The organism is Chloroflexota bacterium (genome assembly GCA_016875535.1).
Classification (GTDB): Bacteria; Chloroflexota; Dehalococcoidia; order SHYB01; family SHYB01; genus VGPF01.
In genome coordinates this window covers 1-10986 of the sequence record VGPF01000058.1, presented here as the reverse complement: position 1 = coordinate 10986, position 10986 = coordinate 1, and the positions used below count along the sequence as shown (strand labels likewise).

At 57.7% G+C, this 10986-nt stretch carries 11 protein-coding genes; all 11 read left to right on the top strand.

The genetic code is table 11. From position 1 onward, the window contains the following. A partial coding sequence (locus FJ039_11800; protein ID MBM4406834.1) for an IS3 family transposase occupies positions 1-156 on the top strand: 156 nt, incomplete at its 5' end. A 68-nt stretch (positions 157-224) separates the two neighbouring features. After that, complete coding sequence (locus FJ039_11795) at positions 225-1223, top strand: methyltransferase domain-containing protein (protein MBM4406833.1); 999 nt, start codon at positions 225-227, stop codon at positions 1221-1223. Between the two features lie 6 nt (positions 1224-1229). Beyond that, positions 1230-2402: a glycosyltransferase family 4 protein gene (locus tag FJ039_11790; protein MBM4406832.1), complete on the top strand. Its 1173-nt coding sequence runs from the start codon at positions 1230-1232 to the stop codon at positions 2400-2402. 6 nt (positions 2403-2408) lie between these two features. Further along, a complete protein-coding gene (locus FJ039_11785; protein ID MBM4406831.1) occupies positions 2409-3578 on the top strand; it encodes a glycosyltransferase in 1170 nt (389 codons plus the stop codon). Next, the gene (gene asnB, locus FJ039_11780) at positions 3554-5506 is read left to right on the top strand and encodes an asparagine synthase (glutamine-hydrolyzing) (GenBank protein ID MBM4406830.1); all 1953 of its coding nucleotides are present in this window, start codon (positions 3554-3556) and stop codon (positions 5504-5506) included. The genes FJ039_11785 and asnB overlap by 25 nt, the downstream gene beginning before the upstream one ends. Beyond that, positions 5503-6255, top strand: coding sequence for a glycosyltransferase (locus FJ039_11775; protein ID MBM4406829.1), 753 nt, complete (start codon positions 5503-5505; stop codon positions 6253-6255). Before asnB ends, FJ039_11775 begins: the two co-directional genes overlap by 4 nt. 33 nt (positions 6256-6288) lie before the next feature. Then, on the top strand, positions 6289-7140 hold the full coding sequence (locus tag FJ039_11770) for a glycosyltransferase family 2 protein (protein MBM4406828.1): 852 nt from the start codon (positions 6289-6291) through the stop codon (positions 7138-7140). Positions 7141-7226: 86 nt separating this feature from the next. Beyond that, positions 7227-9023, top strand: coding sequence for a carbamoyltransferase (locus tag FJ039_11765; GenBank protein MBM4406827.1), 1797 nt, complete (start codon positions 7227-7229; stop codon positions 9021-9023). Positions 9024-9047: 24 nt separating this feature from the next. Further along, entirely contained in the window at positions 9048-10082 is a 1035-nt protein-coding gene (locus tag FJ039_11760) for an NAD-dependent epimerase/dehydratase family protein (protein MBM4406826.1), read from the top strand. A gap of 37 nt (positions 10083-10119) precedes the next feature. Next, positions 10120-10740: a sugar transferase gene (locus FJ039_11755; GenBank protein MBM4406825.1), complete on the top strand. Its 621-nt coding sequence runs from the start codon at positions 10120-10122 to the stop codon at positions 10738-10740. Beyond that, on the top strand, positions 10710-10986 hold a 277-nt coding region (locus FJ039_11750), incomplete at its 3' end, for a transposase (GenBank protein MBM4406824.1). The genes FJ039_11755 and FJ039_11750, both read left to right, overlap by 31 nt.

Sequence of the window (10986 nt, the reverse complement as noted above, 5' to 3'; positions counted from 1 at the left end):
TGGCGCGGCAGGGAAGACCTGGAGTTGGCAACCTTGGAGTGGGTGGATTGGTTCAATAACCGGCGTCTCTTCAGCGCCATCGGCTACCTGCCACCAGCGGAGTATGAGGCCACCAACGGTGCTATACTGGCCCCGGCAAGAGCCGGGACTCAATAAACGAGCCCTCCATCAAACCCGGGGGGGGGTCACCCACTTATATTTCCTAATCCAATTCAACACCACACATGCATCGTAGCTTGCTCGCAATCCTCGCCTGCCCTGAGTGCCACGCGTCCCTTGTCCTGAAGGATGCCCACCCGATTGACCCTATTCAAAGCGGCTCATTACAATGCGCCTTTTGTAATCGCGTCTATCAAATCATCAACGGCATACCGCGCTTCGCTTCCACGGAAGCTGACTACGTCGGCAACTTTGGCTGGCAATGGGAGAAGTTCCGGAGAACCCAAGTTGACCAATTGAACGGGACACGCGAGTCCGAAAACCGGTTTCGTGTAGAAACCGGATGGAATCCCGAGGGAGTCAAAGACGCTTTGGTTCTCGATGTAGGCTGTGGCTCCGGGCGGTTTAGCGCTATAGCTGCGAAGTGGGGGGCAAGAGTCGTCGCAATTGATCTTGCCCCCGGCGCCGTAGAGGCCTGCAGCAGAACGATGACCGAGATCGGAGCAGAAATAGATGTCGTCCAGGCTTCCCTTTACAAGCTTCCTTTTCGCCCTCAAGCCTTTGACAGGATCTATTCCCTCGGAGTGCTCCAGCACACTCCCGATCCAAAGGAAGCCATGGAAGCACTCCCACCATTCCTCAAGCCAGGCGGCTCTCTCGCCTACTGGATCTACGAGAAGCGCTGGTACAGATTCCTGATGATCCGAAATTACATCCGTGTCGTGACACAGAGACTTCCACGGAAAGCAAACTGGGCTATAAGTCTCCTCCTGGTCTGCTTTTTCTTTCCGGTGGCGCTTCCTATGTCATTCATTCCGATCCTGAAAAAACTCCAGCCCTTACTACCGATATCACCCAGGATCTGGTGGGGGCGGTTGACTCTGAAGCAATCGTGGCATTGGACGACCCTGGACACCTTTGACTCATATTCTGCCAAGTACGAAATAAGCCAACGCGAGAAGGATGTTCGAAAAAGCCTCACGCGCGCGGGCATGACCGATATTCAGCGAACGCCCGCTCGAGGCATGGCAATCACCGCGAGGAGACCGCTCCCTGGACGGTGATCCCTCTTGAAGGCGACCATCCTCTATGCGAAGTTCTCCCCGTTTCATGAGGCTCGACTGCAACGCACCGCTGTTTTAGGTCGTGATGCAGGCCACTCGCTCTCCTCCATCGAAATTTCCTCCTCTCAACATGACTATGAATGGCCAGAAGAAAAGTCGCCTCGCGCCTTTCAGAGTCTGACCCTGTTCCCCAAACTCGACTACTGGGCTATCCCCCAAAAACAGCTTCGCGGCTCTCTCTACCAAGCATTGGATGTGCTCAACCCTGATGTCTTGGTTGTGCCGGGCTGGGGGTTTAGAGAAGCCCGTATCGGTCTTGGCTGGTCAGTACGCAAACGCATCCCTAGAGTCGTCATCTCCGATAGCCAACCTGAAGATGGCAGCCGCAACCCAGCCAAAGCCTGGATGCGCAAACTGCTTGCTCAACGATTTCACACCGCCTTTGTTGGCGGTGCGCCGCACCTTCGTTATATGGCAAAGCTTGGCATCCCTGCAGAGCGCTGCTTTGTCGGCTGCGATGTGGTTGAGAACGAATTCTTTCAGTCGCCTGCAACAGCGAAGGTAGCCACATCCGGGCCAAAGGCTCCTAGGCCGGCACTTCTTAGCACCCTCCGTCTACTGCCAAGGAAAAACATCCTCACGATCCTGAAGGTGCTTGCTGGCTCAAATCCACAATGGGACTGGCTTATCGCTGGGGATGGCCCGGATCGCCCAAGGATCGAAGCCTCCATCTCCTCCCTCGGACTACAGGCCCGGGTTCGCTTGCTAGGCCACGTTGAATACTCCCGGCTCCCGGAAACCTATCGCCAGGCAGATGTGTACCTTCAGCCAAGTCTCGCAGAACCCTGGGGGCTGGCCGTAAATGAAGCGATGGCCTCAGGGCTTCCCGTCTTGGTTTCGGATCGCTGCGGCTGTCGCGAAGACTTGGTGCAACCAGGAACAAACGGATTTCTCTTCGATCCAGAGCAACCCGAAAGCTTTGCGGACGTCCTCAACAAGATGTGGGAAACAAGAGACCGCTGGCGAGCGATGGGGCAGGCATCTAAAGACATAATCTCCCGCTGGGGACTTGATCTGTACGCGGAAAATTTCTGGAAAGCCTGCGAAAGGGCGGTACGCGAACCCCGCGCCTCTCTCTCTACCCGAATGGCCGATTCCCTAGTCAAGCTTGCCCTCTAACCCTGTATGCGCATCCTCCACGTCCTCCCAAGCCTAGACGCTGACACGGGAGGCCCTGCTAAGTCTGTTCCAGCACTATGCCAGGCGCTTCAGACAGCCGGCAAAAATGCAGTCCTGTATACGTTTAGCCGCAAAGGAACCTCCGCCGAGAATGATCAATTCCCCATAACCCGCTTCTCTCCACTGGCTGGGACTCGCCAAGTCCCAACCCCTTCGTACTACACGAAACTGAGCACGGTTATCAGCTCCTACGATCTTGTCCACCTCCATTCCCTTTGGAACGCCGCCATAAGTGCCACGGCGTTTGCCTGCCGGAGGCATGCCGTTCCGTACGTGATCTCCCCCAGAGGCATGCTCCAGGAGGGCGCGCTCCGTCGAAGGCGTGCCTATAAGGCCCTCACACACAGGCTTTTGGAGAAGCGTACCATCGCTGGTGCCTCCTTCCTTCATTTCTTCACAAGAACCGAGGCGAACGACTCACGAAGGCTTATCGGAAACTCCAAGGTCGTTATCATCCCCAACGGCATTGACCCCGCCCTAGCTGAAAGCGTCAAAGAAGGTCAATTCAGGCAAAAGCATCCTGAAACCTCAGGAAAGCGAATCATTCTCTTCCTAGGACGTTTGCACTGGAGTAAAGGCCTCGAACTTCAGATAGAAGCCCTGGCGCGTTTGGCCGCTGAATTCCCCGACTTGCTGTGGGTCTTCGCCGGCCCTGACGAAGGGGAGCAGGCCAAGCTTCTGGCCCTGGTTCAGGCTAAAAACCTGACCCATCGAGTCTTGTGGACCGGCATGCTGAGCCGGCAAGAGAGCCTTGCCGCGCTGGCCGATGCGACTGCTTTCGTCCTCAGCTCTCGGCATGAAGCTCACTCCATGGCCATGAACGAAGCGCTCGCCATGGGTACACCCGTTGTTATAACGGAGAGCGTCGGCTTCAGCGAAGTCGGCGAGGCGGGAGCCGGGCTCGTGGTCCCCTCAACTGGCGAGGCGCTCGCCGAAGGGCTCAGACGCTTGCTGCGAAATCCCCAACTGGCCTCCGAGATGCGTCAGAAAGCCAAGGAGTATGCTTCAACGCGCCTAGCCTGGCCGAAAGTGGCAGCAGCCATGATTGATGCCTATGCCTCCGTCCTCAAGCGCCAACCAGCCGTGCCCACCTGCTCCACTGCAGGAGCCGCCTAGTGTGCGGCATCGCTGGGCTTCTTGGGCCGCTCAACCCTCAAAACGCCCAGGCGCGGCTGCAATCAATGCTCCTGGCCCAGGCTCACAGGGGGCCGGATGGACAGGGCCTAGAGGTACGCCGGTCGGGAGAATCAGTGGTCTGTCTCGGCAATCGTCGCCTCGCGATCCTAGACCTCTCCCCGCTTGGGCGCCAGCCGATGGTAAATCCGGATACCGGCGATGTCCTTGTCTACAACGGAGAGCTCTACAACTTCATGGAGCTCCGGTCCAGGCTGGAAACTGCCGGGCACACGTTTCGCAGCCGGAGCGATACCGAAGTCCTCCTCCGGGCCTACCAGGAGTGGGGCGTCCGATGTCTGGACCTCCTCCGAGGAATGTTCGCTTTTGCTGTATGGGACGCGCGACGCTCCAGACTTGTCCTAGCTCGAGACCACCTCGGCATCAAGCCGCTCTACTACTCCTCCACTTTAGGACGCAATCTCCTGTTCGCCTCGGAGATCCGATCACTCCTCGCATCCAGCCTTCTGGATCCCCAGATTGACCGCCAAGGGCTAGCCGGGTTCCTTGCCTACGGAGCGGTCCAAGAGCCGTACTCTATCTTTCAGGACATTGTACCCCTGCCTCCGGCTTCGTATGCTGAGTTCAACCCACAGGGTGCCCTTGTGCAAAGCGGCGCGTACTGGCATATGCCTAACCCTGCATGGCCTTCCTCCGGCGGCGACCGCCAAGCAGCGCTTATCGAAGAAGGCAAGACGCTCCTCCGACAATCGGTCAAGCGTCACCTCGTCAGCGATGTCCCTGTAGGCGTCTTCCACAGCGCGGGCCTGGATTCAACTGCCGTCCTTGGGTTGGCAGTCCAACAGTCCGGAAATAACGTCCAATCCTTCACAGTGACCTTCCCTGATCAGCAGGCGGTGAATGAGGAACGGGTCGCCAACCAGGCAGCTCGGCATAACGGCGTCACAAGCCGCAACTGCCCCGTGGACGGCGCTACCGCCCTCGATTGGGCCAAGGAGTGGTTCACTCACCTTGATCAGCCCACTATGGACGGCATGAACACCTATATCATCTCTAAGGCCCTCCACACACAAGGCCTCAAGGTTGCCCTCTCAGGGCAAGGGGGCGATGAGATCTTTGGCGGATACCCTTCCTTCACACGTGTGCCGAAGCTGTATAGGGCAATGCGCGCAGCCCGATACCTTCCCCGCACAGCGCGCGTGGGGCTCGTGAAAATAGCCACACGCACATCAAATGGTGTAACAAAAGCGAAGGCTGTCGCCATTGCAGCAGGGGATCCGTCCGTAGCAGATATCTATTTCCAACAGCGGCGCCTTCTCTCCGATCAAGACCTTGATTCCCTAGGGGTTTCATTCAGTTCCCTGGGGTTTTCGCCCGCATATCACAACGCGAATTCTAGGCGAGAGAACCCTCATCTTGTGCCTGACGACCCTGTAGCCACTGTTCAGCGGTTGGAGACGGCCTACTACCTGGGGAACACCCTCCTTCGGGACGGGGATGTCTTCAGCATGGCCAACTCCCTCGAAGTTCGCGTCCCATTCCTCGACCGGGACCTGGTTGATTGGGCAATGCGCCTGCCAGGGAAAGTACTCCTGCCGCACGGGACTAAAGGGAAACACTTGCTACGCGAAGCCTGCCGTGAGTTCTTCACTGAAGAGCAGCTTGATCGGCCCAAGAGCGGCTTCACCTTGCCTATCGCCGCGTGGCTTTTGGGGCCGCTTCGAGAAACGATGGACGCAGGGCTGGAGCAAGTCGTCAAGACGCATCTCCTTGACCCCGTGGGCGTGAATCGCATCCGCCAGGCCTTCCTTCGCGAACCGCAGAGTCCCGCGTGGTCCAGAGTTTGGGCCCTAGTTGTCCTTGGTCATTGGTTGAACACCCACAAAAGGTCCCCAGCCTACGCTTCATGAAAATCTCTATCGTTACCCCCGTCTACAATGACGTGCGTGTCGCAAGAGCTTTAGACTCTGTTCTGGGCCAGCGCCTCCAGGGGGAACTCGAGACCATTGTGATTGATGGAGCCTCCAAGGATGGGACTCTCAAAATCCTTGAAAACTACCGCTCACGGCTAAGCGTCTTGCTCAGCGAAGACGACCGCGGCATCTACGACGCCATGAACAAGGGCGTTCAGCGCGCTACCGGAGAGATAGTCGGCATCCTTAACGCCGACGACCGCTATGCAGACGAAAACGTCCTTCAAGATGTCCTGAAAGCCTTTGAGGACCCTTCAGTGCAGGCCGTCTACGGCGACCTCGTGTATGTGGACGCGAATGACTCCGTCGTCCGCTACTGGAGGAGCGTCCCCTACCGCCGCTGGCGCTTCTATCTAGGTTGGATGGCTCCCCATCCCACCTTCTTCGTCCGCCGGTCCCTCTATCAGCAACATGGCCTCTTCGACCTGAAACTCGGCGTCTCAGCCGATTATGAAATCATCCTGCGGTTCTTGATGAAGCACCGGGCGAAGCCCGCTTACGTGCCTCGGGTCCTCGTCCGAATGGCGACAGGTGGGAACAGCAACAAATCCCTTCGCAACATCCTGCGCGGCAACAAAGAGGTGCTCATGTCTTGGCGGAAAAATCGCCTTCCCATGGGCTACTTCGTCCCGGTCATTAAGCCTTTCAGCAAGCTCGTGCAGTTCGTTAGCCGCCCCATCGGATAACGAACTGCTGCATCCCCACCCTTAGCAACCACCTTGCCAAAACTTACCGTCATCATTCTTACCCTGAACGAAGAGGTCAACCTTCCCCTGTGCTTGCAGAGTATCCGCGGCCTCACGGCGGATGTTTTCGTTCTGGACTCCGGTAGCACCGACCGCACTGTTGAAATAGCTAAGGCTGCTGGCGCTGTAGTTGCCGCCCACCCCTTTGAGAACTATGGAGCCCAGCGCAACTGGGCCCAGCAGCATATGCCCAAGTCCACCGAATGGGTCCTCCACCTGGATGCCGATGAGCGCCTTACCCCCGAGCTCGTCACCGAAATCAACTCCCTCATGACCGATCCACCGCCCCAGGTGAACGGCTTTCTCTTGCGGAAGCGCACCTACTTCATGGGCAAGTGGATGCGTCACGGCGGCCACTATCCCTCATACCATCTTCGCCTCCTCCGGCCTGCGCACGGTCGCTGCGAAAATCGCCTCTATGATCAGCACTTTGTCGTGGACGGTGCCGTGAAGCGCCTTCATCACGATTACATAGATGTTGTCGCCTCGGATCTGACAACGTGGACCTTGCGCCATGTCCGATGGGCAGGCATGGAGGCACAGGAGCTCGAACAAGAACGCTCAGGGAAAGACCAGGTCCAGCCGAAGATGCTCGGCAATCCCGTCCAGCGCCGGCGGTGGCTCAGGGTCTCTCTCTACGGAAACGCTCCCCTCTTCCTCCGAGCGTGGCTCTACTGGTTCTATCGCTACTTCGTGCGGCTGGGCTTCTTGGATGGCCGGGAGGGGCTCATCTTCCACTTCCTCCAAGGCTGCTGGTTCCGATTCCAAGTGGACTCCAGGATCTACGAGGAGCGGGCAAGATTGAAGACCCGCCGCGCTAAATAGAGTGAAGAACTCTCCGAACAAGCTGAAAACCCCTCCCCTTCAGCTACAATAATGACGTCCCCCACCTGGACGAATACACAGCAAAGATGATCATCCTAGGAATCAACGCATACCACGGCGATGCCGCAGCCGCCATCGTGGTTGACGGCAAGCTCATCGCCGGTATCGAGGAAGAACGCTTCCGTAGGATCAAGCACTGGGCGGGGTTCCCCACGCAGGCGATCGCCTACTGCCTCGAGGAAGCCGGCGCGAAGATCGAGGATGTGGACCACATCGCCATATCCCGGAACCCGATGAAAAACCTCCAGCGGAAGGCGCTTTACGCCCTCACGCGCCGTCCCAGCCTATCCTGGATGCGCAACCGCGTCAGCAATATGGCCAAGGTCCGCAGCGCTGAAGAAATCCTGGCGAAAAGCCTCGGAGTTGACCGCTCAAAGCTGCGCGCGCGCATGCACCAGGTCGAGCACCACCGTGCGCACCTGGCCAGCGCCTTCTTCGTCTCTCCCTTCGAGCAAGCGGCTGTTGCCTCCATAGACGGCTTTGGAGATTTCACCAGCACCATGATTGGAAACGGAAAGGGCTCTCAGCTTGAGGTCTTCGATTCCGTTCGCTTTCCACATTCCCTCGGCCTCATGTACACAGCCGTCACCCAATACCTGGGCTTCACTCGGTACGGCGATGAATACAAGGTGATGGGCTTGGCCTCATACGGCCGCCCGGCTTATCTGGATGCTTTCCGCAAGATCGTCCGCGAAAGACCCGATGGCCTGTTCGAGCTTGACCTGCGCTACTTCCAGCATCACACCGGCAACGTCAATATGACCTGGAATGATGGCGAACCCTCCATCCAGCAGTGCTACTCTGACAAGCTCATCAAGCCGTTGGGACCCGCCCGCCGGAAAGAGGATCCCCTTGATCGCCGTCACGAAGACATCGCTCACTCACTCCAAGCTCGACTCGAAGAGGTCTACTTCCACGTCCTGAATCACCTGCAGAAAAAGACCGCTGCCAAGGCCCTCTGTCTTGCTGGCGGTGTTGCTTTTAACAGCGTGGCCAATGGCAAAATCTTCGATAAGACACCCTTCACGGACGTCTATATTCAATCTGCAGCCGGGGACGCTGGCACTTCAGTCGGGGCCGCATATTATGTCTACAACCAACTCCTTCAGAAGCCCCGCTCCTTCGTTATGCAAAGCTCCTATTGGGGCCCCTCATACTCAGATGAGGCCATGGCCTCCACTCTCCGCTCATATGGACTCCCCGAAACAAGACTTCCCGATAGCGAGCTCATGCAGGTAACGGCAAAGGCGATTGCTGATGGGAAGGTCGTCGGATGGTTCCAGGGAAAACTAGAATGGGGCCCACGAGCCCTAGGAAATCGCAGCATCCTGGTTGACCCGCGACGCGCAGAGATGAAGGATTTGCTCAATGAGCGAATCAAGCGCCGCGAACCGTTCAGGCCTTTCGCCCCTTCCATCCTTCTCGAGCGCGTTGGCGACTTCTTTGAAAAGGCGTACCCGGATCCGTTCATGATCAAGGTCTACCCTGTACGCCAGGAGAAACGGGCGGTCATCCCTGCGGTTACCCATGTGGACGGCACAGGTCGGCTCCAGACCGTTGATAAAGCCGCCAACCCACGCTACTGGCAGCTTATCAGGCAGTTCGAAGATCTTACGGGGGTGCCCGTTGTACTCAACACGTCATTCAACGAAAATGAACCTATCGTGTGCACACCCAAGGAAGCGGTTGAATGCTTCCTCCGCACCCGGATGGATGTTCTTGCCCTTGGCAACTACTTTCTAACAAAGGAGCAGGCAGGCGCAACTCCTGCCAAGATACCTGATACAGGTGTCGTGAAAGGTTCCGCTCCAAAGCTATCCTAAGCACGGAATCCCGAGGTATCACCTATGAAGATTCTGGTCACCGGAGCCGGCGGGTTTATCGGCCATCATCTTGTAAAGCGCTTCAAAGCTCAAGGCCATTGGGTCCGCGCCGTGGACATCAAATTGCCGGAATACGAACCGTCTCCTGCAGACGAATTCCTGCTTTCGGATCTGCGGTTCTTTGAGAATGCCTCCCGGGCGGTCAGCGGCATCCAGGATGTCTACCAGTTGGCTGCCGATATGGGGGGCATCGGCTACATCACGGCGAATCACGCCTCTCTCTCACGCAACAACACCCTCATCAACAACCATATGCTCGAAGCCGCCCGCCTTGCGAACGTTGATCGCTACCTCTATACCAGCTCCGCCTGCGTCTACCCCCAGCACCTCCAGCACAGCCCGGACGTCACGCCGCTGAAAGAGACTGATGCCGTCCCTGCAGACCCGGAAAAGGGCTATGGGTGGGAAAAGCTCTTCGCCGAGCAGATGGCGACGTACTACCACGAGGAATTCAAGCTCGATGTCCGTATCGTGCGCTTCCACAACATCTACGGCCCGCTAGGCACCTATGATGGCGGCAAAGAGAAAGCTCCTGCCGCCATCATGCGAAAAGTCGCTGAGGCGGAGGACGGGGGCGCCATAGAGGTGTGGGGAGATGGCAAGCAGACACGCAGCTTCTGCTATATAGACGACTGCGTTGAAGGCCTTGTCCGCATCATGGCATCCGGCTACACCCAGCCCATTAATCTGGGCACAGATGAACTGGTGACCATCAACCAGCTCATTGACTATGCTGCCATTGCCTCCGGAAAGCGCCTGACTAAGCGCTATGACCTCACGAAGCCTCAAGGCGTCCGCGGGCGTAACAGCGATAACAGCAAGCTTCAAGCGCTCCTCAAATGGGAGCCAAAGATGACGCTGAAACAGGGCGTAGCCAAGACCTATCCGTGGATCTGGGACCAGCTTGATAAACAAGGGCGCTCGAAGAAGGCGGGGCTTAGCGCGCCGAAGAAGCTTAGCCCGGCGCAACACAAAGCACGCTCTGCAGCCCGGGGCTGACCACGTGGCGCAGTCTGAGATTCAAGCGAAATACTTCATACCTACAACGGTCTCCCAGCGAGAACGCTATAAACGTCCATTCGACCTGCTCATCCTTGCGCTGACCCACCTGCTCCTCGCGCCGCTCTGGATTCTCCTCTGGACAGGCATCCCCCTGTTGATCTGGCTGGAAGACCGCGGCCCGATATTTTTCCGCCAGAGACGCATCGGTAAAGGGGGCCGCACCTTTTATGTGCTCAAGTTCAGAACGATGGTCGTCGGTGCGGACAAAATAGGGCCTGTCTGGACGGTTGAACACGACCCACGAGTCACCAGAGTCGGGCGCATTCTCAGAAAGACCGCTTTAGACGAGCTTCCCCAGGTGCTCAGCATGTGGAAGGGAGATATCGGCCTTGTGGGACCGCGCGCCCTGGCCGCAGACGAGCAACTCACCTTGGAAGGCTCGATCCCTGGATTCGAGAAGCGCCTCCAGGTCCGCCCGGGGTTTACCGGCCTGGCCCAGGTCTACAACAAAACCGATGCCCCCGCTTCCAAGCTCCGCTATGACTTGGACTATATCGAGCGCATGAACCCCTGGCTCGATGTGAACCTGCTCACCCTATCCGTGTTCAATACACTGCTCGTCCGATGGGACAGCAGAAGCGGGAAGCGCGAATGACCTGCCCCCCAAAAACTAGACCAGGCGCAAAGTGGGAAAATGCCTGGACGGAAAGGGAGGCAGCGATGCCAAGGAAACGGTTTGCGGCAGAGGAGATCATCAACAAGCTCCGGGAAGCGGAGGTGCGCCTGGCCAGGGGAGAGACCGTGGCCCAGGTGTGCAAGGTCCTTGGGGTAACCGACCAGACCTTCTATCGGTGGCGACGGGAGTACGGCGGCCTGCGCATCGATCAAGCGAAGCGGCTCA